The sequence below is a fragment of the Neopararhizobium haloflavum genome (genome assembly GCF_002750855.1).
GTDB classification, from domain to species: domain Bacteria; phylum Pseudomonadota; class Alphaproteobacteria; order Rhizobiales; family Rhizobiaceae; genus Georhizobium; species Georhizobium haloflavum.
Genome location: NZ_NWUC01000001.1, coordinates 347,415 through 370,958 on the forward strand (window position 1 = coordinate 347,415; position 23,544 = coordinate 370,958).

Below are 23,544 nucleotides of genomic sequence, written 5' to 3' on the forward strand. Positions count from 1 at the left end.
ACCTTCGTATGGTTGAAGTGAACCGACGTGTCAGGCGGCTCGCCTTCTGGTCGATCCCCGTCGCCGTTGCAGTGACCGGCCTCAAGCTGGTTGCATGGTGGGTGACGGGGTCGGTCGCGCTGCTGTCCGATGGCCTGGAGTCGATCGTCAACATCATTGCCGCGCTGATCGCCTACTATGCGATTTCCTATGCGCAAAAGCCGGCGGATGACGACCATCCTTTCGGCCATCACAAGGCGGAGTATCTTTCTGCCGTAATCGAAGGCGTGCTGATAGTCGTTGCGGCGCTGGCAATCATGCAGCAGGCCCTGCCTGCGCTCTTTGCGCCGCAATTGCCCGAAGCGCCGGTGACCGGTCTTGCGATCAACATGCTCGCCGCCGCGGTCAATGCCGGTTGGGCCTATCTCCTGATAACGAACGGTCGCGCGCACCGTTCACCTGCACTGGTCGCCGATGGCCGGCACATTTTTTCCGACGTGATCACGTCGCTCGGTGTGTTCGTGGGGCTCGTGGCTGCCATTTTCACCGGGTTCGCCATTCTCGATCCGCTGCTCGCCATCATCGTTGCGGCCAACATTCTCTGGCAGGGGTCCAAGGTGATCCTGGCGTCCGTCGGCGGCCTGATGGACCGGGCCGTGGAGCCGGAGGACGACGCGGCCATCAAGCAGGCGATCGCGGACCACTCGGGCGGAGCGCTCAACGTTCACGACCTGAAGACAAGACAGGCGGGGGCCGTCACCTTCATCGATTTCCACATGGTGGTCGCCGCGGACATGAGCGTCGCGCGATCGCACGAAATCTGCGACCGGATCGAGGATGCCATTCGTCGGAAATTGCCGGGAGCACGGATCGCCATCCATGTCGAGCCGGAGGGCGTCAAGGCGCATGGCGTGCGCATCTAGGTAGAGACCTTCAGCTTTGCACCGAAGGGGCTTTGCGCGGCGGGCGCGAGCCGAATGAAAGCTCGGCCAGGAACGTTCTCAGGTCTTCGCTGTCTTCGAGCGCGGCTTGCGCTTGGTCGGCTTGGCCGGTGCTGCGGCCGCTTCTGCGGCAGCCTGTTCCTCGATTGCGAGGCGAGCCTCACGGAGCCTTGCGGTCTTGGACTCCCGACGATCGACTTCGGCCTGGATGGCGGCGCGCGCCGCGTTGTCCGTTATCTCGGCCTTCGTTTCGGCCTTCGAACGGCTCGGGCGAAACAGGTTGTCTTTCGTGGTTTCCTCGGTCATGCCCGAACTCCTTTTCAGAAAAAGCAAAAAGGCCGGGATGAACCCGACCTCTCCATTCATCTCAAACGTGCCGGTACATCCGCGGTCACATCCAGATGATATCCTGATTAAGCAGCCTGCAGGTTTTCTGCGGCGCTCTTGCCGGAGCGGTTGTCCTTGACGACGTCGAAGCTCAGCTTCTGGCCTTCAACGATCGTGCGCATGCCAGCGCGTTCAACGGCCGAGATGTGTACGAAGACGTCAGCAGCGCCGTCGTCCGGCTGGATGAAGCCGAAGCCCTTGGTGGAGTTGAAGAATTTTACGGTACCTGTAGCCATGACGATGTCCTTTCAATCGGTCACGCAGTCTTGCTCGCGCGGACGATCATCCGGCGAACGGTTCGGTCGAATTGAGAGGGAAAATCGTCGGGTGCGCCCTCTGGCGCGCGGTAACAAAGTTCAACAAGCAATATCGATGACCGTCTCCTAGAGCATCTTCGTGTTCAAAACAAGGCGCTCTCAACGGCGCCTGTGTGTCAGCGCCATGCCGGAGAGGATGAGTGCGACGCCAAGCGCGCTCGCGAGAAAAGCGGGGGAGGGCGTTCGCAGCGCATCGAGGACGACACCCGAGACCATCTGGCCACCGATAACGAGCAGTGCGGTGTTGATCGCGCCGATGCGAGGGATCAGCCAGCTGCCGGCTGCGACGAAGATGACGCCGATGGGACCACCGACATAGGCGTGCCAGGGGGCATCAGCTGCGCCAGGCGGGATGAGGCCGCCGACGGCGAAGCCGAACGCCGTCAGCGCAACGAAGCCCACCAGATGGTTCCAGAAAGATGCGATGAGCGGCGATGTCGACAGGCTGAGCCGCCCGTTTACCTGCCGGCTGACGCCGACCAAAAGGCCGGCCAGGCAAGCAAAGAGGATATTCAACGTCATGCCGGCTCCATCGCAAAGACGATGATGATCAGGCTGCCGCAGACGATGAGCGCCAAGGCGCCGATATCACGCAGGTCGGGCCGGCGCCGGGGAAGCCCGAAGAGCCCCCAGCGATCGGCCGCAAGCCCGAACACGACCTGTCCCGCGAGCCCGAGTGCCAGCGTGCCGGAGAGCGCCAACGGCGAATTCACCGTCACCGCCGTCAGCATGACAGTGACGGCGCCCGAAATGCCGCCGAGATAGGCCCAGAGCGGTGCTGGCGTCTTCGCGCCGTCATCGGCGACGTGTCGGCGTAGCGACAGAGCGGCCAGCAGCGCGAGTGCTGCAAGCGTGCCCGTGCCATGCGCCGTCCAGGAGGAAAAAAGCGCATTGCCATATCGCGCGAGCTCGCCATTGAAATGGACCATCAGCGTCAACAGACCGCCTGTCCCGAAGGCAGCAGCAAGGTGCAGCGGGTTGATGCGCTGGCGGGAGGGATCGATCATGACGCCGGTCTTCTTGTCTGCGGGAATCATCAGGTGAGGCCCACAAACTGCCACGGCGCGCCTTCGCCGCCTATCCGCCAAATGTCAGCGGAGGTCGACGACCGGTATCCCGGCCGTCGACCAGTTGTCAGTAGATCGCCTCGACCGGCCGCCCAAGCGCGAGCGCACCGGCGTAGTGCGCCTGCTGGCCGGACTGGAGAGGATGATAGCGCGCGCCCTGGATGTCGCGGAAGCGGCGCTCAAGTCCCTGGCTGCGGTAGAAGCCGGGTCCACCGGCAAGTTCCATCGCCAGTTCGACGGCGCGGATGGCGTTCTGTGCGACCAGTGCCTTGCCGATCATGGTCTCGTTGACGCTGTCGGCATCGGGGACCGTGTCGTTCACCATCGACACCATGTGCCGGTGTGCGAGCTGGGCAGCGCGAAGTGCCGTGTCCATGCGGCCGGCGATGTCCAGCGCGTAGGGCGTCGGTTCCTTCCTGCCGGCGAGTTTCACGGCGATGTCGCGGGCGCTTTCCGCAACGCCGAGATAGGCGGCGTAGATCAGTGGAAAGGCGATCGTCGCGATGATCTGGAAGACGGGATGCCATTCGCCCGCCTTGCGCGTCAAGGCAACGCCCTGATCGGGAATGAAAAGATCATCGATCAAGACGTCGTTTGAGCCCGTTCCCCTCATGCCCAGCGTTCGCCATGTCTTGTCGACCTTCACTTCAGCCGCTTTCATCGGGACGCCGAAATGGACAACCTTGGCCGTGCCATCTGCCTCCTTGGCGATCGCGCCCGTCATCAGCAGATCGCCGGCTTCGGCGCCGGAGGTAAAGCCCTTGCGGGCCGAGACGCGATAGCCGCCCTCCACCTTGCGGGCCTCACCCGAGCCGCCGATCCAGTCGGAACCGCCGCTCGACAGCAGAACAATATTTTCGGTAGCGACCCGCCTCAGCAGCGGTTCCACGGCGGACACTTTCTGATGACGCCAGCGCCAGGCCGGGATGGCGACCTGATGGGTATGCATTGAAAACGCCAGTGCCGTGGAGCCGCAGGCATGCGCCATACGGCGCAGCATGTCGGCGAGTTCGGCGACATCCGCGCCGCCTCCGCCCAATTCGCCGGGAACCCCGGCAGCAACGAGGCCGGCTTGCTTCAGCATTGCGTAGTTCTCAGCCACGAAAACATCCGTTTCGTCCGCTGCCGATGCCCGCGCCGCCAGGGCCGGCGTCAGATCGTTGACGATTTCGGCCAGCGATGCGCTGCCATTTGAATGATACGGCTGCCCCAGAGCCGATGCGTCCATTGTTGCAATCGACATGATGGTCACTCCTTCATCATTGCGGGCAGATTTTCCGCCCGGACGGCAAGCGCGTCCAGTTCAGGAAATGAATCGGGCGTCCATGGCGCCTCGATCGGCTTCGCTGTATGCTCGCCGAGGGCTGGCTGCTCAGGGTGATCGGGTATGGAGGACCGCGGAGGATACGGCCAATTCTGCCCCGTCTCGATGGCGGCGGAGATCTTTTGCACCCGATGGACGGCGCTCGTCATCCGGGAGCTTCTGAGCGGGCCGGCACGCTTCAACGACATCCGACGCGGCGTACCGCGCATGTCGCCCGCCCTGCTTTCCAAGCGGCTGAAGGGCCTGGAGCAGGCCGGCATCATCGAGGCGGAGCGTGGCGGCGGCGGCTCGATCGTGGCCTACAAGCTGTCACCCGCTGGCGAAGAGCTCCGGCCGATCGTGATGGAACTCGGATCCTGGGGGCAGCGGTGGGTCGAATCCGAGCTGTCGCTGCGCAATCTTGATCCATCCTTGCTGATGTGGGACATGCGCCGCCGCCTCAACCCCGATCCGTTGCCGAAGCGGCGCTGCACGATTCAGTTCCTGTACCCCGAACTGCCGGCTGCAAAGCAGCGCTGGTGGCTGGTCGTCGATGAGGGCGACGTCGATCTGTGCGGCTTCGATCCGGGCTTCGAGGTCAATCTGTTCGTGAGGAGTTCACTGCGCATCATGACGGCCATCTGGATGGGCCTTTCGGCGGTGCGTCATGAACTCGATGCCGGCCACCTGGAGCTTGAGGGCGACCCCGTCATCTCCCGCGCCATGCAACAATGGCTCGGCCTCAGCCCCTTCGCCGGCGAACCGCGCCGCGTGCAGTAGACACTTGCACGCACAGACGCCGCGCCCTTTGCTTCAATATCGTCCGAAAACTGCTATAGGAGACCGTCCATCAGGACAGGACCGGTGGTTCCTGGATTTCTCTCATTGCCGATGTCGGTTCGCGCCCCGCCCGCACGTCCTTGTGGAGAGCACCGCCTTTCCAGCATTCACATGGGATCCCGCAATGTCGCACATATCGAGCTTTTCGCCGCGCAACAGTGGGACGGCCGCCATCGATGCGCGCGGGCTGGTCAAGCATTTCGGCGATGTAACGGCCGTTGCAGGGATCGATCTTTTGGTACCCAAAGGGATGATCTTCGCCATTCTCGGCCCGAATGGCGCAGGCAAGACGACTTTGATGCGCATGCTCGCCACCCTGGCGCGGCCCGATTCCGGCACGGCGAGCGTCATGGGACATGATCTCGTTTCCGAGCCCGATGCGGTGCGCGGCGCCATCGCCATGACCGGACAATTCGCCTCGCTCGACGAGGACCTGACAGGCCGAGAGAATCTCATTCTTCTGGCGCGCCTTTGGGGCTTCAAGGGGCGTCATGCGCGTGAGCGTGCCGATGACCTGCTCGCGGCGTTCGACCTCGCGGCTGCGGCGGCGAAACAGGTCAAGGCCTATTCCGGCGGTATGCGACGACGCCTTGATATCGCCGCCTCGCTGATCGTGACACCCGGTGTCCTTTTTCTCGACGAACCGACGACCGGGCTTGATCCGACAGCACGCAAGGATGTCTGGCGGATGATCCGCGAACTGGCGCTATCGGGTGTGACGATCCTGTTGACCACGCAATATCTGGAAGAAGCTGATCAACTGGCCGCGCGCATCGCCGTCATCGACAAGGGGCGAAAGATCGCCGAGGGGACGAGCCGCGAGTTGAAGGCGCAGACGGGTTCGGGCTTCGTGCATGTCTCGCTTGCAGATGCTTCGCGGCGCGCGGCGGCGGCGGCCGTACTTGAGAAAGAACTCGGCGTGGAGATCCAGCAGTCTGCCGAGGGCGCCGAACTGTCGGCGATGGCCGGATCTGCGGAGGCCGCCAACCGGGCGCTGGCCGCATTGATCGCGCAGGGGATCGAACTCACCGATTTCTCGATGGGGCAGCCGAGCCTCGACGAGGTTTTCTTCGCGCTCACCGGCGAGAAGAGCAGGGACGCGGAAGAAGAAAGGATGAGCGCATGAGCGACGCCCCGCCCGCCGTGCTGAAGACCGTCGCGCGGCCGCCCAAACCGTCAGCGCTCTCGAACGCGCTGACGTTCGGATGGCGCGCAATGCTCAAATTTCGCCATGTGCCGGAGCAGCTGTTCGATCTGGTGATGACCCCGATCATGTTCACGCTGCTCTTCACCTTCGTCTTTGGCGGGGCTCTGGCCGGATCCACCAGCGACTATCTTCAATTCTTCCTGCCCGGCATCCTTGTTCAGACGGTGGTGTTCAACGCGGTCTATTCCGGCATGGGGCTATCGACCGATCTGGGCAAGGGACTCTTCGACCGCTTCCGCTCCTTGCCGATCTGGCCGCTGGCGCCTTTTGCGGGGTTGATGGTGGGTGACATCCTGCGTCATCTGATTGCCGCATCGATCATCCTGACGATCGGCCTCCTGCTTGGCTACCGGCCCGAAATGGGGTTGCCCGGCGTTCTCGGGGCGTTCGCGTTTCTTGTCGCCATCGGATTCGGCATGGGCTGGATCTTCATCGTACTCGGCCTTCTGATCAGCACGCCGACAACCGTCATGACGCTCGGCTTCACCTTCCTTTTTCCGCTTGTCTTCGCCTCCAACATCATGGTCGATCCGGCCACGATGCCCGATTGGCTGCGCGCCTTCGTCGACGTCAACCCGGTGAGCCTGATGACGACCGCGATCCGGGGTCTGATGAATGGAGGAGGAAGCTGGGGCGATGTCGGATTGGCCCTGATCGCGCCAGCGCTCATCACCGCTGCGCTTGCCCCGGTGACGCTTGCGCTCTACCGGCGCCGGTAACTGCCTTGTCAGTTCGGCCATCCTCGGCTATAGCCTTGCTCATGAGCAAGAGGCGCGACACGGCATTTAATGCATTCGGCCAGGCGATATTCGCCCGGCCTGCCCGTTCGCGTACGCTCAGCTCGCTCCTTCTCCTCGGCCTTACACGCGGTTGCCGGGTCCTTTGAGGAGCGCCCGGCGGCCGACAAGGCTCGCCGGCCCGACGCTCCTCGACCCCTTTGACAGCAACGATATTATGACCGATTGAGGTCACCGCCTGCGCGCCGGACCGTCGCGGGTGGAGGAGACGGAGACGAAACCCATGACTGCTCACACCAAGACCGCCGCCGCCCCGACGCCCCGCCGCGGAATGCCGTCGGCCGCTGCCAAGTATCAGCCTTATCCGGTCATCGATCTGGCCGACCGGACGTGGCCGGCAAAGCGCATCGAGAAGGCACCGATCTGGTGCTCGGTGGATCTGCGCGACGGCAACCAGGCCCTGGTCGACCCGATGGGTCACGATCGCAAGGAGCGCATGTTCAAGCTGCTCCTCGAGATGGGGTTTCCCGAAATCGAGATCGGCTTTCCCTCCGCCTCGCAGACAGATTTCGATTTTGCGCGGTGGTGCGTGGAGCAGGGGAACGTGCCGCGCGATGTCTCGCTGCAGGTACTCGTCCAGTGCCGCCCGGAACTGATTACCCGGACATTCGAGGCGCTCGAAGGGGCTCACCGACCGATCGTCCATTTCTATAATTCGACGTCCGAACTGCAGCGCCGCGTCGTCTTCCAGAAGGACGTCGCGGGCATCAGGCAGATCGCGACCGACGCCGCCAAGATGATCATGGACATGGCCGACAAGGCGGGGTCGAAGGGCGCGGACAGCTATCGCTTCCAATATTCGCCCGAAAGCTTCACCGGCACCGAGCTGGAAGTGGCGCTGGAGATCTGCAATGCCGTCACCGAAATCGTCAAGCCGACGGCCGACAACAAGCTGATCGTCAATCTGCCTTCTACGGTGGAGATGTCGACACCGAACATCTATGCCGACCAGATCGAGTGGATGTGCCGCAACCTCGACAACCGCGAGAACCTGATCGTCTCGCTGCATCCGCACAACGATCGCGGGACGGGCATCGCGGCAACGGAACTGGGACTGATGGCGGGTGCCGACCGGGTCGAGGGCACGCTGTTCGGAAACGGCGAGCGCACCGGCAATGTCGATGTCGTCACGCTGGCGCTCAACATGTTCACGCAAGGCGTCGATCCCGAACTGGATTGCTCGCAGATCGAGCGGATGAAGGCGGTCTACGAATACTCCAACCAAATGACGATCCCGGAACGTCACCCTTATGTGGGGGAACTCGTCTACACCGCGTTCTCGGGCTCGCATCAGGACGCGATCAACAAGGGCATGAAGGCGATCAAGGTCGCGAACAAGGAATTGTGGGAAGTGCCCTATCTGCCGATCGACCCGAAGGATGTCGGCCGCTCCTACGAGGCGATCATCCGCATCAATTCCCAGTCGGGCAAGGGCGGCATCGCCTACATCCTGCAGGAGGACTACGGGCTCAACCTGCCGAAGAAACTGCAGGCAGAGTTCCGCGAGGATATCCAGCGGATCACTGACGAAGAGGGCAAGGAACTGGCCTCGCGGCGCATCTATGAGCGGTTCATGGAGCGTTACGTCTCGCAGCCCGGATCGCGCCTGTCCTTCATCGATCATCAAACCTTCTCCGATCCGGAGCGCAAGGGGATCCGCATCGTTGCCGCCGACATCATCGACGCAGGCGAGACGAAGCGCATCGAAGGCAAGGGCACCGGTCCGGTCGACGGCTTCGTCGATGCGCTCAACCGGCATCTTGGATTGGAGATGACGGTTGCCGACTATTCGGAGCATTCCATGCAGCATGGGTCGAATGCGGCGGCGATCTGCTACATGGAGGTCGAGCACGACGGACGCACGATCTTCGGTGTCGGGGTCAATCAGAACATCGTCGCCGCGTCGCTCGAGGCAATCGTCTCGGCGGCCAATCGCATCCTCGACGCGCGCTGATAGGAGCAAGAAGCGATGACGGAACTTCACGCGACAACCGGCGGCGCGACGGTGTCGGGCAGTCCCGTCATTCTTCTGCACGGTTTCGGAGCCTGCGCCGATGTCTGGGAAAGCGTGGCCGCAAAGTTGGCGGGTACGCACGCGAGCCTTGCCTACGATCTTCCCGGCCACCATCGCTCGATGCTGGCCGATGGGGTCGGCGGTGCCGGAAGGATGGCGAAGGCCATTCTGACCGATCTCCAAGCGCGCGGGCTCGATCGTTTCCATCTGGTCGGCCACTCGATGGGCGGAGCGGTCGCGGCGCTCGTTGCGCTGCGCGTACCGGAAAGCACGGCCTCACTAACCCTTCTCGCGCCGGGCGGTTTCGGCCCTGAAATCAACCATCGTCTTCTGGCGCGCTATGCCTCGGCAACGACGCGCGAGGAGATGCGACTTGCGCTGGAACACATGTTCGGCTGGAACAATGTGGTGCCCGATCGGATGATCGATACGCTTGTCGGATTGCGCCAGGCGGAGGGCGCGGCCGAGGCGCTGCGTTCCATTCTCCCCTCCATGACCAGCGAGGATGGCTCGGGTGGCAAGGTGCAGGGCATGTTGCCGCGCGATGGTCTGGCTACGCTCACCATGCCGGTCAAGGTTTTGTGGGGCACACAGGACAGGGTGCTGCCCACCCGCCAGGCGCACAAGCTACCGCCGCTGTTCGCGGCGCATGTCTTCGAGGATACCGGTCACATGCTGATCGAGGAGCAACCCGATGCGGTCGCAACGCTGATCGCCCAGAACCTTGCGGCCGCGCGCTGAAAGCTGTTGCTGGTCCCCGCCGATGCCGTGCGTCAATCTCGCCAAGAGGACGGCAGCTATGCTAAATGGCTGTTTAACGCGCTCTTTGTGACAAGGTCTCACGGCATGAACGATCACGGCCGACCTGTATCGAAGTCCCGCCGCCTTGCGGAAATCGTGCGGGAGGTGAAGGTCGCCGCCGCCGAGCGGGACGACGTCGTCGTAGAAATGCGCGACGCCGACCGGGCGCGACTCGAGCTTCTGGCGCAGTCCCTGGAAGACATCATCGCGGAAGTGCCGGCCGATGACGATCAGTTCGATCTCGCCTTGTCGTCCGGCCTCCAGCCGCGCTTCTGGATCGATGCTGTCTCGCATGTCCATATGGGACGCGATCGGCGAACCTATCGCTTCGTTCGCGACACGCGGCTCGGCCGGACGGTCATCAGCGAGAGCGCCAATATGGACCTGACCGCCGACGCGGTCGCACGCTACGTCGCCGAGCGGCTGATCCAGCGTCAGCGGCTTCTGGAGGGCGATTTCGAGACCATGCGCGAGAGCCGCGCAGGCTCGCGTCGTGATCTCATGGAGCGCCGCAGTTCGCGCGACGACCGCTCAGGGCGTGAGACCAGTGAGAGGATGTCGCCGCCGACCGGCCCCGATGCACCGCTACCGTCACCTCACGTGACTTCGGCGCCGCGCGATGAGGGCGAAAAGCGGTCTCGGGCGCTGCTAGCGGCGCTTATCTGGTTCTTCACGGGCTGCATAATCGGCGGGCTCGCGCTCATCACCGTCTTCGCCGAACGCCTTGCCAATTGAGAGGGGCGATCCTTCCGGGTCATCCTGGCCGAGCTCGGGCGGAATGTGACCGGGCGGTACAGTCTCGGGCTTGGTCAGATCATCGTCGCTGACCTCGACGGGTGTCTTCGTTCCGTCTTCGGGGAGCTGGAAGCGCTGCAGACGGCAGGACCAGTCGTCGGCTTTTCCGTCAATCGTGAAGAAGTTGTAGGCCGCCGTGGGCTTCTTGCCGCCAGGGCCCTGACTGGCAGAAGCAATGCCGACGACGGGAACGAGGCCGGCCGGCGACTGAAGCCAGTGGATCGTGTTGAGATGTGTATGCCCGTGGATCACCAGCTCGGCACCGGCCTCACGCAGCACGCGGCCAAACCGGCCAATGCCGATCATGCGCTTGTGCCAGATCGCGGCGCGACGCACCGGGGGATGGTGGATCATGATCACACGGAAGAGGCCCGCCTGCTTGGCCTCCTGCAGCAACTCGACGGTGCGGCGTGCCTGGGGGATGCCGAAATAGCCGCTGGCGACAAAGGGCGGGGTCGCCGTCGCCGTCGAAATCCCGATGATCGCGACGTTCTTGCGAACACGCAGATAGGGAAAGAGCCCGTTGTCGGGGCGGATGCGGCGGGCATCGTCGCTGGTCATGTAGTCGCGCCAGGCAACGGCGACCTTGTCGTAGGCGCCCGGAACGTAAGCGTCGTGATTGCCGGGCACGACCGAAGTCGACAGAGAGTCGCCGACCGCTTCCAACCAGGCCGTCGCGACGTCGACCTCATTGTCGGTCGCAAGGTTGACCAGGTCGCCGGTGATCGCCAGGTGATCAGGGCCGCGCGCGAAGATGTCGTCAAGGAGCGATTCCAGAACATCGCCGAAGAGCGCCTTGCGCCGATTGCGCCGCCAGTTCACATAGCCGGTGATGCGCTTCGATGCGAGTTCGCGCACCGATGGCACGCGCTCCAGCCCGAGATGGATATCTGAAATATGAGCAAGCCTGAACATCTAGTGAGGCATAGAGACGGGGGAAAGGAACGGCAAGGCGCAACGCCGCGCCGCGGCCTGCGCGAACGTCTCATGGTAAAGGTGCTGCATCCGTTCTTCCTTCTCAAGCGGCCGATGATCCTGGGGGTGCGGGCGGCAGCCTTCGACGGTCAGGGACGCGTCTTCCTCGTGCGCCATACCTACGTCTCGGGTTGGCATCTGCCCGGCGGTGGCGTGGAACGCGGCGAGAGCGCCGGCCAGGCATTGGAGAAGGAACTGCGCGAAGAGGGAAACCTGCGGGTGAATGGTCCACCGCAGCTTTTCGCGGCCTATTTGAACCGGGCGGCGAGCCGCTGGGACCATGTCTTGCTCTATCATTGCTCTTCCGTGACGCAGGATGCGCCGAAACACGCTGATCGCGAGATTGCCGAGGCGGACTTTTTCCCAACCGACCGACTGCCAGACGGTACGACCGCCGCCACCCGGAGAAGACTTGAGGAACTGAATGGTTCCACCCCATCGCCCTATTGGTAGTCTGCCCATCGATCAGGCAGCCTTGGCCAACCGTTCGCGACCGTGCGGCAGGGTATAGTCGATGTCCGGTCCGAGCGGGACGATCCCGGTCGGATTGATGGTCTCGTGACTGCCGTAGTAGTGATGCTTGATGTGAAAGAGGTCGACGGTCTCCGCGATCCCGGCCGTCTGGTAGAGTTCGCGGGTGAAGCCGATGAGGTTGCGATAGTCGACAAGACGCTGCCGGTTGCACTTGAAGTGGCCGACATAGACAGGGTCGAACCGCACAAGCGTCGTGAACAGCCGCCAGTCTGCCTCCGTCAATGTATCGCCGACCAGATAGCGCTGGTCGGCCAGCTTCTCTTCCAGCATGTCCAGGGCTTCGAACAGGGCTTCGAAATGCTCTTCATAGGCCTCCTGCGTCGTCGCGAACCCGCATTTGTAGACGCCGTTATTGACGCTGTCGTAGACGATCTCGTTGATCGCATCGATCTCGGCGCGCAGGCTTTCCGGATAAAAGTCGGGCCCTGAGGCACCAACCCCGTCGAAGGCCTCGTTGAACATGCGGATGATTTCGGCGGATTCGTTGGAGACGATGGTCTTCTTCTGCCGGTCCCACAGCACGGGAACAGTGACCCGGCCGGAATACACCGGGTCGGCGGCCGTGTAGACTTGCCACAGTTTCGAAAAGCCATGGATGTGGTCGACCGTTCCGCCATCGCGGTCTTTGAACTCCCACCCGTTTTCGCCCATGTGATAGTCGACCACGGAAACGGAGATCATGTCCTCCAGACCCTTGAGCTTTCGCATGATCAGGGCACGATGGGCCCACGGGCAGGCATAGGAAACGTAAAGATGATACCGGCCAGGCTCGGCCTCAAAGCCACCCTGGCCAGACGGTCCAGGTGAACCGTCACGGGTGACCCAGTTGCGGAACTGCGATTCCGAGCGCTTGAAATGACCCTTCGACTTCTTGGTGTCGTACCAGACATCTTCCCACTTGCCCTCCACCAGCATACCCATCGCGCAAGGTCTCCATTCCGTTGATCCTTGCTTCCATCTAGAACCGCTGCCTGCAATTGCGAGCCTATCGCGGTGAACGGAGTGTTTTTGCGTTGCGCGCCAGGGAAACGCCGTGCTATCGCCAAAACACTCTATGGGAACCAGCATGGCCAACAGACGAGACGCCCGACGATTCTAGTCCCCGCGCTTATTCGCGCGGGTGCAATGCTTCGTCCGACGTCTTCCTCTTCCTGGTTGTGCATCCATGCCCCAATCCCACACCGTCTATCTGAACGAAGACGCAGCGCACGACGCGGCGATCCGTCTCATCAACGAAGAAGCCTTCGGACCGGGACGGTTCGTCAGGGCAGCCGAGCGTCTCAGGGAGCAGGGTCCGCATTGCCGGGAACTCTCTTTCGTCGCCATGGCCGAGCGCAAGGTCGTCGGTTCGGTGCGCCTGACGCCAGTGTGGATCGGCGCGATCGCGGGGCATCTCCTTGGGCCGCTGGCGGTGAGGCCGGACTACAAGAATCTCGGCATCGGGCGTGAACTGGTGCGGATTTCGCTGGAGGCGGCCTGCCGGAATGGCAGCGGGGGCGTGCTGCTCGTCGGTGACCCGCCCTACTATCAGCCACTCGGCTTCAAGCCCGTGCCGGCGGGCGTCATTGCCTTCCCCGGACCCGTCGACCTGCGACGGGTGCTTGTCGCCGGCTGCGATCCGACGGACGCGCGCCTTGCCGGACTGGTCTCGTGGCGCGCCGATGACCCCGGACCAGATGTCTCAGCGACCCTCACGATACCAGGTGCCGCCGAGAGCCAGGAGGAGCGCCGCCAGCCCGAGGAAGCCGGCGAATAGCGGATAGCGATCCACACCGCGCAGCACGGTTTCGTCAGTGATCCGCAGTCCGATCCGCCCGCCGCCGGCGTCCCGAACGGCGCCCCGTACCGGCAGCACGCTCGGAACAACGAGCGCACCGTCGCCATCGCTCACCCTTCGGACCGTGCCGCCCGTCTCGGTCGCCAACGGGTCGAGCCTTTCGGTCGTCGAGACGGTGCCGCGAAACTCCGGCGCATTGACGGCGCCGACATGGGCAAGGGCCGTGAGGTCTCCGCTGGCGACCTCGAACAGGCCAACTTCCTCGGTGGGCAGTTCAGCCGTGAAGAGGCCGGTCTCGTCTTCGGTCAGTTCCAGTTCCACGGCCTCACCTGTCGGGCGTGTCACGGTAACCGGTGCGGCTTCATCCTCCATGGTCTGCCGCTCGATCTGAAGCGTGCGGCCGCGCGCGGTGGCGGTCAGGGCCTCTTCTTCCAGCGCCGGCTCTTTCATCAACCAGTGGGCGACGCGTCGATAAAGGTCGGTATGCGGTCCGCCGCCCTCGAACCCGCGCGCCCAGAGCCAGCCATGGTCCGACAACAGCATGGCGACGCGGCCTTCGCCGACGCGGTCGAGAACCAGAAGCGGCTCGCCGTCGGGCCCGTTCAGTATGGTGTCGCCCTCCGGCTCATCGACCTCGACCGCCCGGAACCAGCGCCCCCAATCCGGCGGCTCGCTCGTGCCGCCTTGAAGATCACGGGTGACGGGATGCTTCCGCCCGTCATCGGAAAGACGTGGGTGGAAGCCAACCTCGGTGACGTCTCCCGTCGGCACGGCGGGCAGGATCGGGGCCAGCGGTGTCGAAGCGATCGACTGGGTTCCGGCATGTTCCGGGCCGGCCGCAATCAAGAGGGCGCCGCCCTGGTCCACATACTGCGCGATGTAATCGTAGTAGAGGACGGGCAGCACGCCGCGACGCTGGTATCGGTCGAAGACGATGAGGTCGAATTCGTTGATCTTCTCGACGAAAAGCTCACGCGTTGGAAAAGCGATCAGGGACAACTCGTTGATCGGCGTGCCGTCCTGCTTCTCCGGCGGGCGCAGGATGGTGAAGTGAACGAGGTCGACTGACGCATCTGACTTCAGGAGATTGCGCCATGCGCGCTCACCGGCATGGGGCTCTCCTGAAACAAGGAGCACGCGCAAATTCTCGCGGATGCCTTCAAGTTCCATCACCGTCTTGTTGTTGGCCGCGGTGATCTCGCCATCGAGCACCGCGGTCTCGAACTCCAGAATGTTGTTGCCGCCGTGCGGGACTTCGAACTGGAACATACGCTCCTCGCCCACCGTCACGGTTTCCGTGGCGATTTCCTGGCCGTTGAGGCGGATGTCGACGCTCGCCGTGTCGCCGACGGAAAGGCCATCATCGACAACGCGGTAGCTGACGCTCTGATCTTCACCGACGATGCCGAAGCGGGGCGCCTCCACCATCTCCACGCGCCGATCCGTCTCGTCCGGCCGGCCCGTGACGAGGGCATGGACCGGCGCGTTGAAACCAAGCGCGGAGGCACTTTCGGGCACGTCGTGAACCTGGCCGTCGGTGATCATGATGGCGCCACCGAAACGGGCGGTCGGCACATCCTGAATGGATGAGGCCAGGGTTTCGAAAAGCCGCGTGGAGGGCGAATCCTCGTCTTCACCTGTTGTGCTTTCGACAACGCGAACGTCGAAACGGTCATGCCGCGCCAATTGGTCTTGCAGTGCGGCCAGCGTCGCATCGGTTTGCGCGGTCCGTTCCTGCGAACGCTGGCTCTGACTGCGATCGACGATGATGCTGACGATGCTCGACAGCGGCGCGCGATCCTCCCTGTAAAGGACCGGATTGAGCAGGGCGACGATCAGCGCGGCCAGCGCGGCGGCACGGATCCAGGCGCCGCGCACCCCTCGCATCAGGGCAAGGGCAACGAGCACCGCGGCGATGCCGGCGAAGGCAGCGAGCCAGAAAGCTGGCAGGAGAGGGGACAGATCGAAGGTCATCAGCCGGCTGTCCTCATTGCCCGAGGCGCTCAAGAAGGGCGGGAACGTGGACCTGGTCGGTCTTGTAGTTGCCGGTGAGCATATACATCATGATGTTGACGCCCGTGCGATAGGCATATTCGCGCTGCGCGGGATCGGCTGGCACGGTCGGAAACATCGGGACTTCATTGTCATCCACCGCCCAGGCACCGGCCAGGTCGTTGCCGGTGATGATGACCGACGAGACACCGTCGGCCGAAGCCATGGCCCTGTCAGCGTCGGTTTCGTCGTCGGGCAATTGTTCGATCCACATTTCGCCGCCCCGATAACGGCCCGGAAACTCCGGCAGCAGGTAGAAGGCCTTGGTCAGTACGTGTTCTTCCGGCACGGGTTCCAGCGGCGGAATGTCGAGGTTGGCGAGAATGGCGCGCAGGCGCTCGGTTTCCGGGCTGGTCTGGTCGCCAAGCCCGGAAAATTGGTCGCGCGTGTCGAAAAGCACCGTCCCGCCAGCTTTCATGTAGGCGTCGATCCGGCTGATTGCGGCATCGGAGGGCATCGGGGCCGTGGCGCTGATCGGCCAGTAGATCAGCGGATAGAACGCCAGTTGATCGGTCTCGATGTCCAGTCCGGCAGGAGCGCCGGGTTCAAGCGCGGTGCGATAGGCAAGGAAACGGGACAAGCCGACGAGCCCGCGCTCGCTGATCGCGTCGACGTCCTCTTCGCCGGTGACGACATAGCCGATGTGGGTGGTGTCCAGCTGGGCAAGGATATCAGCGTCCCCCTCATGCGTGTCGCTCTCCTGCGCGCTTGCGCCGGTCGGGGCGAACGCCGCCGCCAGAACCAGAAGACCGGCAAACAGGTTGACGGTCGCGCTCTTGCTAAAATGTCGGGACAGACCACGGAATGCGCCCGACATCACCATGACGATCACCGTATCGACGAGCAACAAAATGAGCGCGAGCGTGAACAGGTGCGGCTTCAGCGGCAGGGCCTCCTCATCGACATAGCCCGAGCGGACGATATCCATTGTATCAGGCAGGGCGAACGGCTCCAGCCGGTCATCCGCACGCATGAGGTTGAGCGCGGTGAAGCCGTCTTCCGTGCCGTAGAGACCGGGCGGGTGCTCGAAAGAGACATCCTGCGCGTCGTCCGTCCCGATCTGCAGCGGCCGAGCGTCGCCGGAGGGGTCTGTCAGAAGACCGTCGGCGCCGAGCAGTCGATAGGGCGGGAGCGCTTGCGGCTCGCCGCCGCCCGCCTCGGCCGACATGCCGCTTGCGGCCGAAAGCATCACGGTCCGGCGCAACATTTCGACGAAGTCGCCGGAAATCGGCAGGTTCGACCACGTCGCCTCGGCGGTGACGTGAAACAGCACGATGCGCCCGCCGCCGACGGCGCGCGTGGTGACCAGCGGCGTGCCGTCCTCGAGACTGGCCCAGGTGTTGCGGGCAAGATCGGCGGACGGCTCGGCCAGCACCTGCCTGTTGACGATGATGTCCTGCGGTGGCGGCATGCCCGCAAATGGGCTTTCGGCGGCATAGGGGGCAAGCGCCTGCGGCTCCGTCCATGAAAGGGCGCCGCCGAGCGCACGCTCACCCTGCCTCAGTTCCACCGGGACAAGCGGATCATCCGCCTCGGCGCCGGCAAGGCGCGGTCCGGCGAAGCGCAGCAGCGTGCCGCCATTCTCGATCCATTGCGTCACGGGACCGTAGGCATCCTCCGGCAATGTGCCGATGTCGGCCATGACGAGAACCGATGGCCGGCTCTCCAGCAATTCCGGGATCGCGGCACTGAGTTCGGCGTTCTCCGGCCGGACCAGATCGGCATAAGGTTCCAGGGCGCGCTCGATGTAGTAGAGAGGCGAAAGCAGCGGCTGTGCCATGTCTGTCGGGGCGCCCGAAAGCAGTCCCACGCGACGGCGACGGAAACTGTCGTCGAGAAGGAATGTCGTGCCGGCGGTGCCGACGCCTTCGACCGACAGGCGCGCGAAATCGTTGCGCAATTCGAACGGTGCAGCGATGCGGCCGCGCCCGGCTGTTTCTCCGGCAGGGAACTCGATGGTGCCCTCTGCGATCGAGCGGCCGCGCACGTCGTGTGCCGCGACGGGAACGGATCGGGCCGCCCCCGCATCGAGCCGCGTCGCCTCGATGAGGAAGGCATCGCCGGAATTCTCCGCTTCGGTCAGAGCCAAGGTGTCTGCCTGTCCCTCGTAGAGCTGCACCGTGTCGACTCCAAGCGCCCTGATCAGGTCCGCCGTCTCTTCCTCGCCGTCTCTGTCGGCGATGCCATCCCCGAGGAGGGCCAGCGTCGCCGGTGTGTCGTCGCGCGTCGCGTCGACGACTGCGGCCATTGCTCGCGCGCGATCGGTGTGCAGCGGCTGGGGGCGGGCGGCGTTCAGCCGGTCGCGCGCCTCGGCGGCGGAGGCGGGTGCTGCATTGTGATCGCGATCGGCGGTGAAAACGAGGGAAACCGGTACCGAATGGCTTTCCGCATCGGCAATCAGCTGTTCGGCGCGGGCGGTGCGCGCATCCCAATCCGGTGCGCTCGCCCACCCATTGTCAACCACCAGCGCCAGGGGGCCGTCGGTCGCGATCGCATTCTCGCGCGGATTGAAGACCGGATCGGCGAGCGCAAGGATGACGAGCCCGGCGAGCGCGAGGCGCAGGGCCGTCAGCCACCACGGGCTTTTCGACGGCGTCTCCTCGCGCCGGGTGATGCGTGCCAGGATGCGCAGCGGAGGAAAGATCTCCTCTCGCGGGCGCGGCGGGGTCAATCGCAGGAGCCACCAGATGATCGGCAGGGCGATCAGTCCGAAAAGCACGGCCGGTGCGGCGAATGCGAGCGGTAGGCCGAGCATCAGGACGCCTCGCGCGCATGCGCGGCGGACCGGTTCGACGGCATGCCCGACAGGTACATATGGAGGGCGACCAGCGCTTCGGACGCCGGGCGGTCGGTGCGATGGGTGGTGTAGCTCCAGCCAAGCCGGCGCATGGTGCCGGCGACAGCTTCACGCCTTGCAAGATAGGCCGAGCGATAATCATCGCGAATTGTCTCGGCCCGCCCCATGGTGAGCTTTCCGCCGGTCTCCGGGTCGCGGAATTCCGTGCGCCCGGCATAGGGGAACGTTTCCTCGACCGGATCGCAAATCTCGAGCAGGTGGCCGCGCACACCGCGCCGCGCGACCGGATCGAGCCGGGCGATGACATCTTCCGGCGGATCGAGGAAGTCGCTGACGAGGACGAGATCGCTGCGCCGGTTGACGCCATCGAGACGGGGCATGCCGCTGCTGTCGGGCGAGCGGGCCAAGGCCGCGGCCAACCGTTCTGCGGCATTGCGGGTGGCAACCGGCTCAAGAATGCCCGGATAGGCGATGCGTTCGCCCGACCGCGCCAATATCTCGGCCAGCGCGAGCACGACCACCAGCGCACGGCCCTCCTTCGACACCAACCCCAACCCCGACTTGAATGTCATGGAGGGTGAGATGTCGGCCCAGAGCCAGATCGTATGGGCGGCTTCCCATTCCTTGTCGCGCAGATAGGTATGATCGTCGCGCGCCGAGCGGCGCCAGTCGATGCGTGACAGGCTCTCGCCCGGAACGTAGGGACGGAACTGCCAGAAATTCTCGCCAATGCCGCGCTTGCGCCGACCGTGCCACCCCGCGATCACCGTGTTGGCAACGCGCCGTGCCTCGACAAGACAGTCCGGAATGAGAGCCGCGCGCTGGCGTGCACGGGCAAGCGCAGCGGCACTTCCTGTCTTTTCGACGATATTTCCGAGAGGCGCCATCAGCGGCTCCAACTCCTCAGGTGGATTGCGAAGAGCGCACGAGGCCCGCGATCACGTCACGCACACTCATCCCTTCCGCCCTTGCGGCAAAGCTCAGCGCCATACGATGCTGCAGAACCGGCTCGGCCAGTGCGCGCACATCATCGACGGAAGGAGCCAACCGGCCGTCATAGAGCGCGCGGGCGCGGGCGCAGAGCATCATCGCCTGACCGGCACGCGGGCCCGGACCCCAGGAGATGTGCTTGTCGGTCTCGTCATTGCCGTGGCCCGGCCGGGCCGAGCGCACAAGATCGAGGATAGCGTCGACCACGCTCTCGCTGACCGGCATTTGCCGGATCAACGCCTGGATTTCCTGAAGCCGCGCAGCATCGATGACTGCCTCGGCCTCAGCTTCCTCCACGCCGGTGGTCTCAAGAAGGATCTTTCGCTCGGCCGACAAATCCGGATAGCGCACGTCGACCTGCATCAGGAAGCGGTCAAGCTGTGCTTCGGGCAGCGGATATGTGCCTTCCTGTTCCAGCGGATTTTGTGTTGCCAGAACGTGGAATGGGGCAGGGAGGTCGTTGCGTGCCCCTGCGACAGTGACGTGATACTCCTGCATCGCCTGCAAGAGTGCCGATTGTGTGCGCGGCGAGGCGCGGTTGATTTCGTCTGCCATCAGCAATTGGGTGAAGATCGGGCCGCGCACGAAGCGGAAGGAGCGTTTGCCGGTTTCGTCCTGGTCCATGACTTCCGACCCGATGATGTCGGAGGGCATGAGATCGGGGGTGAACTGGACGCGGCTGGCCGACAGGCCGAGCACCGTGCCGAGGGTGACGACGAGCTTCGTCTTTGCAAGGCCGGGCACGCCGACAAGAAGCGCGTGGCCGCCCGACAGGATCGACAACAACGCCTGTTCGACGACATCGTCCTGGCCAAAGATGACGTTGGCGATCTCGGAGCGGATGCGGGCGATGTCTTCGAGTGCGCGCTCGGCGGATTGTACCATCGCCTTTTCGTCGAGCGGCTTCGTCACGGATTGCGTCACACCCATCGTCTCACTCCGGCAGGGGCTTTGCGCATGGATCGGGGGCTTTGGCGGCGCGACGAAATGCGCAAAGGCATTTTCACATCGACGGCGGCCGGTCGATCGGCAACCATCCTGTTCACGCAGCTTATTCTCTCGACCCTTGGTGGCAAGCGACTTTGCAATAACTATGTGGTGAGTTAGGCGGAAAGCTGGACGGAACGATGGCACACGAGACCACGAACAAGACAATCACCGGGGCCGACGCGGACAATGGCGGCGCTGCGGGGCTGGCTGCGCTGATTTCCCGCGCGGCATCGACCGAGCGCGGCCTGCCGCCGGTCGAGCGCTGGAACCCGCCATTTTGCGGCGATCTCGACATGGAAATCCGGGCAGACGGCACATGGTACTACCTCGGTACGCCAATCGGGCGCGAAAGGCTCGTGCGACTCTTCTCGACCGTCCTGCGGCGTGACGAGGACGGAAAGACCTACCTCGTGACACCTGTGGAAAAGGTCGGGATTCGGGTCGAGGACGCACCCTTTCTCGCGGTCGAGATGTCCGCGACGGAGCGCGGCGGTGTCCAGACGCTGACCTTTCGGACCAATGTCGGCGATGTGGTGGAGGCGGGCCCGGATCGTCCGTTGCGCTTCGACGTTGCCGGCGATCATGATTCGCTGAAGCCCTACCTTCACGTGCGCGGACGCCTGGAAGCGCTGGTCTCACGGCCACTGATGTATGATCTGGTGGAACTGGGGGAGCGGCTCGATATCGACGGGGAGGAAATGTTCGTGCTGCGCTCCGGCGGCTCGGTCTTCCCGATCATGCCTGCCGCACGGCTTGACGCGTTGGCGCAATGAGCGGACCACTTGCGGCGATGAACAACCTGTCCTTCTCGGCGTCGGATTTTCGCGAACGGGCACTCGCACACAGACGCTCTGCCGATGACGTCGCCGCCGCATTCCGTGATCACGGGGATCATCAGCTCAATCCCGATCTGGTGGCCGATCTGGAGCGGGTCGCAAGCCGCGACGCAGCCGTGCTCATTCCCGTGATCGACGATCATGCATCCGATGCCCGCATCATCCTGACCATGCGGGCCAAGGCGCTGCGCAAGCATTCAGGCCAGATCGCCTTCCCGGGCGGCGCAATCGACCCGGAGGATGCCTCGCCCGAAGCCGCGGCGATGCGGGAGGCACAAGAGGAAATCTCCCTCGACCCCCGCTTTGTCGAGCCCGTCGGACGGCTGCCGCTTTATCTGACGATGACCGGCTTTCGCATCACCCCGGTGCTCGCCTTGGTAAAGCCGGGTTTCCGCCTTCAAGCCAACCCCGAGGAAGTCGATGATGTCTTCGAGGTGCCGCTTTCTTTCCTTATGACTCCGGGGAATCACTTTCGGGAAAGCCGGGTGTGGCAGGGCCGGGAACGGCACTATTATACGATGCCATATAATGACCGCTTCATCTGGGGGGTGACGGCGGGTATTTTGAGAACGCTTTACGAAAGGCTCTATGCATGAGCGCGGGGACGACCATGGACCGAACGGCGGCGGACCTGTCAGGGTCGGACTGGTTCAAGGACGAGAACGTGCAGACCATCATCGGGCTGCTCAACGCCGATGGTGGAGAAGCGCGCATCGTCGGCGGCGCGGTGCGCAACGCTTTGATGGGACTTGCCATCGGCGATGTCGACATCGCGACGACATTGTTGCCGGACGAGGTCATGGCGCGGGCCGAAAAGGCGGGAATCAAAACAATACCCACCGGCATCGACCACGGCACGGTGACGCTTGTGCGGAACGGTCATCCCTTCGAGGTCACGACGTTGCGCACCGACATGGAAACCGACGGGCGGCGGGCCGACGTGGTGTTCGGCACCGACTGGGCGGAGGATGCGGCGCGGCGGGATTTCACGATCAACGCGCTCTACCTCGATGCTCAGGGAAAGGTGATCGATCTGGTCGATGGCCTCAACGACATCGAGACAAAGACGATCCGGTTCATCGGCGACGCAGATCTGAGGAATTCCGAGGACTATCTGCGTATCCTTCGCTTTTTCCGGTTTTTTGCCTGGTACGGCGAGGGGCGGCCGGATGCTGACGGGCTGCGTTCCGCCGCGCGACTGAAGGCTGGACTGGAAAAACTCTCCGCCGAACGCGTGTGGATGGAATTGAAGAAGCTTCTGTCGGCGGAAGACCCGTCGCGGTCGCTCTTGTGGATGCGGCAGACCGGTGTCCTGACTGCCGTTCTGCCGGAGACCGAAAAATGGGGGATCGATGCCATCGCCCCGCTGATCCACGCGGAAGAGGTGTTCGGCTGGGACGCGGACCCCTTACTGCGGATCATGGCCATGGTGCCGCCCGATCCCGATCGCGTTGCGGCAATGGCCAAGCGTCTGCGCCTGTCGCGTGCAGAAAGCCGCCGGCTCGTCGGCTGGGCCCGGACACAACCCGTCAAGCACGACATCGGCGACATGGCGTTCAATCGGGTGCTCTATGGATGCGATCTCGCATCAATGCGCGACTGGCTGCGCCTGGCGCTTTCTGCTGCGCGTCAAAGGGCGCGGTCCGACACCAACGCCCTGGCCGAAGCTGCCGGCTATTCGCGGCTCATCGCGCGCCTCGACAAGTGGAAGCGCCCGGCATTCCCGCTCAATGGGGATGACCTCAAGGAGGTGGGTCTCGAAGCCGGTCCTGAACTCGGCGCTCTGCAAAAGACGCTCGAAGGTCTATGGCTTGAAAGCAATTTTACCATGACGCGCGACGACCTCCTTTTCGAAGCCGTCGCGCGCTCTCAACAATCGCAATCGTGATCAGCTGGCCGCTTTGCGGGCGGTGTCTTCGCTTATGCGCTGCTTGATGTTTTCCACCATGTTCTCGCGCACGGTGGCTTCGCCATGCGCACTACGCAGGTGGTCTACCGCGCGGCGAACCACTTCCGCCTCTTCCTCGGCCGACGTTTCCCATGCGCATCCTGGTACGAGGGAACCGCATTGAAAGGTTTTCATCGCTCGTCTCCCTTCTGTTCATGTGAAGCAGACGAGGGAAAAACGCGCTGGGCCTGAGAAAG

At 63.7% G+C, this 23,544-nt stretch carries 23 protein-coding genes and 1 pseudogene; 12 read left to right on the forward strand and 12 right to left on the reverse strand.

Going from position 1 to position 23,544, the window contains the following annotated elements:
• Positions 1-8: 8 nt before the first annotated feature.
• Positions 9-902 carry a cation diffusion facilitator family transporter gene (locus CN673_RS01780; RefSeq protein ID WP_099864449.1) on the forward strand — a complete coding sequence of 298 codons (894 nt, stop codon included), beginning with the start codon at positions 9-11 and terminating at the stop codon, positions 900-902.
• Between the two features lie 78 nt (positions 903-980).
• Here the strand turns inward: CN673_RS01780 and CN673_RS01785 are convergent, their stop codons facing one another.
• From CN673_RS01785 to CN673_RS01810, 5 genes are all read right to left on the reverse strand, one after another.
• Positions 981-1,226, reverse strand: coding sequence for a hypothetical protein (locus tag CN673_RS01785; RefSeq protein WP_099864992.1), 246 nt, complete (start codon positions 1,224-1,226; stop codon positions 981-983).
• Positions 1,227-1,333: 107 nt separating this feature from the next.
• Positions 1,334-1,543: a cold-shock protein gene (locus CN673_RS01790; RefSeq protein ID WP_099864451.1), complete on the reverse strand. Its 210-nt coding sequence runs from the start codon at positions 1,541-1,543 to the stop codon at positions 1,334-1,336.
• A 180-nt stretch (positions 1,544-1,723) separates the two neighbouring features.
• Positions 1,724-2,146: a DMT family transporter gene (locus CN673_RS01800; RefSeq protein WP_099864455.1), complete on the reverse strand. Its 423-nt coding sequence runs from the start codon at positions 2,144-2,146 to the stop codon at positions 1,724-1,726.
• The gene (locus CN673_RS01805; protein WP_099864993.1) at positions 2,143-2,631 is read right to left on the reverse strand and encodes a DMT family transporter; all 489 of its coding nucleotides are present in this window, start codon (positions 2,629-2,631) and stop codon (positions 2,143-2,145) included. Before CN673_RS01805 ends, CN673_RS01800 begins: the two co-directional genes overlap by 4 nt.
• Positions 2,632-2,758: 127 nt before the next feature.
• Positions 2,759-3,934 carry an acyl-CoA dehydrogenase family protein gene (locus CN673_RS01810; protein ID WP_245409738.1) on the reverse strand — a complete coding sequence of 392 codons (1,176 nt, stop codon included), beginning with the start codon at positions 3,932-3,934 and terminating at the stop codon, positions 2,759-2,761.
• Positions 3,935-4,078: 144 nt separating this feature from the next.
• On the opposite strand from CN673_RS01810, the gene CN673_RS01815 reads away from it, so the two are divergent.
• The 6 genes from CN673_RS01815 (at position 4,079) to CN673_RS01840 (ending at position 10,388) form a co-directional block, all read left to right on the forward strand.
• Positions 4,079-4,774, forward strand: a complete 696-nt coding sequence (locus CN673_RS01815) for a winged helix-turn-helix transcriptional regulator (RefSeq protein ID WP_099864459.1) — start codon at positions 4,079-4,081, stop codon at positions 4,772-4,774.
• Positions 4,775-4,958: 184 nt separating this feature from the next.
• Positions 4,959-5,960 (forward strand): ATP-binding cassette domain-containing protein, encoded by a 1,002-nt coding sequence (locus tag CN673_RS01820; protein WP_099864463.1) that lies wholly within the window; start codon positions 4,959-4,961, stop codon positions 5,958-5,960.
• Complete coding sequence (locus tag CN673_RS01825; RefSeq protein WP_099864466.1) at positions 5,957-6,760, forward strand: ABC transporter permease; 804 nt, start codon at positions 5,957-5,959, stop codon at positions 6,758-6,760. The genes CN673_RS01820 and CN673_RS01825 overlap by 4 nt, the downstream gene beginning before the upstream one ends.
• 301 nt (positions 6,761-7,061) lie before the next feature.
• On the forward strand, positions 7,062-8,792 hold the full coding sequence (gene leuA, locus CN673_RS01830) for a 2-isopropylmalate synthase (protein WP_099864994.1): 1,731 nt from the start codon (positions 7,062-7,064) through the stop codon (positions 8,790-8,792).
• A 15-nt stretch (positions 8,793-8,807) separates the two neighbouring features.
• Positions 8,808-9,593, forward strand: coding sequence for an alpha/beta fold hydrolase (locus CN673_RS01835; RefSeq protein WP_099864469.1), 786 nt, complete (start codon positions 8,808-8,810; stop codon positions 9,591-9,593).
• Between the two features lie 105 nt (positions 9,594-9,698).
• Positions 9,699-10,388, forward strand: coding sequence for a hypothetical protein (locus tag CN673_RS01840; RefSeq protein ID WP_099864473.1), 690 nt, complete (start codon positions 9,699-9,701; stop codon positions 10,386-10,388).
• An 84-nt stretch (positions 10,389-10,472) separates the two neighbouring features.
• Here the strand turns inward: CN673_RS01840 and CN673_RS01845 are convergent.
• Positions 10,473-11,363 (reverse strand): annotated as a pseudogene (locus CN673_RS01845) (metallophosphoesterase family protein); the annotation flags it as partial.
• A 72-nt stretch (positions 11,364-11,435) separates the two neighbouring features.
• Here CN673_RS01845 and CN673_RS01850 point away from each other — a divergent pair.
• Positions 11,436-11,876 carry an NUDIX domain-containing protein gene (locus CN673_RS01850; RefSeq protein ID WP_245409739.1) on the forward strand — a complete coding sequence of 147 codons (441 nt, stop codon included), beginning with the start codon at positions 11,436-11,438 and terminating at the stop codon, positions 11,874-11,876.
• A gap of 12 nt (positions 11,877-11,888) precedes the next feature.
• Here the strand turns inward: CN673_RS01850 and CN673_RS01855 are convergent, their stop codons facing one another.
• On the reverse strand, positions 11,889-12,878 hold the full coding sequence (locus CN673_RS01855; RefSeq protein ID WP_099864479.1) for a glutathione S-transferase family protein: 990 nt from the start codon (positions 12,876-12,878) through the stop codon (positions 11,889-11,891).
• A 244-nt stretch (positions 12,879-13,122) separates the two neighbouring features.
• Here CN673_RS01855 and CN673_RS01860 point away from each other — a divergent pair, with 244 nt between their 5' ends.
• Positions 13,123-13,713, forward strand: a complete 591-nt coding sequence (locus CN673_RS01860) for a GNAT family N-acetyltransferase (protein ID WP_099864481.1) — start codon at positions 13,123-13,125, stop codon at positions 13,711-13,713.
• Here the strand turns inward: CN673_RS01860 and CN673_RS01865 are convergent.
• From CN673_RS01865 to CN673_RS01880, 4 genes are read right to left on the reverse strand one after another with little or no spacing between them, the layout of a single operon-like run.
• A complete protein-coding gene (locus tag CN673_RS01865) occupies positions 13,639-15,708 on the reverse strand; it encodes a hypothetical protein (RefSeq protein ID WP_099864996.1) in 2,070 nt (689 codons plus the stop codon). The genes CN673_RS01860 and CN673_RS01865 overlap by 75 nt on opposite strands.
• A 13-nt stretch (positions 15,709-15,721) precedes the next feature.
• Positions 15,722-18,541 (reverse strand): DUF4159 domain-containing protein, encoded by a 2,820-nt coding sequence (locus CN673_RS01870; protein ID WP_099864484.1) that lies wholly within the window; start codon positions 18,539-18,541, stop codon positions 15,722-15,724.
• A complete protein-coding gene (locus CN673_RS01875) occupies positions 18,541-19,470 on the reverse strand; it encodes a DUF58 domain-containing protein (protein ID WP_099864997.1) in 930 nt (309 codons plus the stop codon). Before CN673_RS01875 ends, CN673_RS01870 begins: the two co-directional genes overlap by 1 nt.
• 16 nt (positions 19,471-19,486) lie before the next feature.
• Complete coding sequence (locus CN673_RS01880; RefSeq protein WP_099864487.1) at positions 19,487-20,503, reverse strand: AAA family ATPase; 1,017 nt, start codon at positions 20,501-20,503, stop codon at positions 19,487-19,489.
• Between the two features lie 197 nt (positions 20,504-20,700).
• Here CN673_RS01880 and CN673_RS01885 point away from each other — a divergent pair, with 197 nt between their 5' ends.
• The 3 genes from CN673_RS01885 to CN673_RS01895 are packed head-to-tail and all read left to right on the forward strand — an operon-like array spanning position 20,701 to position 23,287.
• Positions 20,701-21,336 carry a DUF1285 domain-containing protein gene (locus tag CN673_RS01885; protein WP_099864489.1) on the forward strand — a complete coding sequence of 212 codons (636 nt, stop codon included), beginning with the start codon at positions 20,701-20,703 and terminating at the stop codon, positions 21,334-21,336.
• Positions 21,337-21,353: 17 nt separating this feature from the next.
• The gene (locus tag CN673_RS01890) at positions 21,354-21,995 is read left to right on the forward strand and encodes a CoA pyrophosphatase (protein WP_099864998.1); all 642 of its coding nucleotides are present in this window, start codon (positions 21,354-21,356) and stop codon (positions 21,993-21,995) included.
• Positions 21,992-23,287 carry a CCA tRNA nucleotidyltransferase gene (locus tag CN673_RS01895; protein WP_245409740.1) on the forward strand — a complete coding sequence of 432 codons (1,296 nt, stop codon included), beginning with the start codon at positions 21,992-21,994 and terminating at the stop codon, positions 23,285-23,287. The genes CN673_RS01890 and CN673_RS01895 overlap by 4 nt, the downstream gene beginning before the upstream one ends.
• On the opposite strand, the gene CN673_RS01900 is transcribed toward CN673_RS01895, so the two are convergent.
• On the reverse strand, positions 23,288-23,482 hold the full coding sequence (locus CN673_RS01900; protein ID WP_099864493.1) for a DUF1059 domain-containing protein: 195 nt from the start codon (positions 23,480-23,482) through the stop codon (positions 23,288-23,290).
• Between the last annotated feature and the right edge of the window lie 62 nt (positions 23,483-23,544).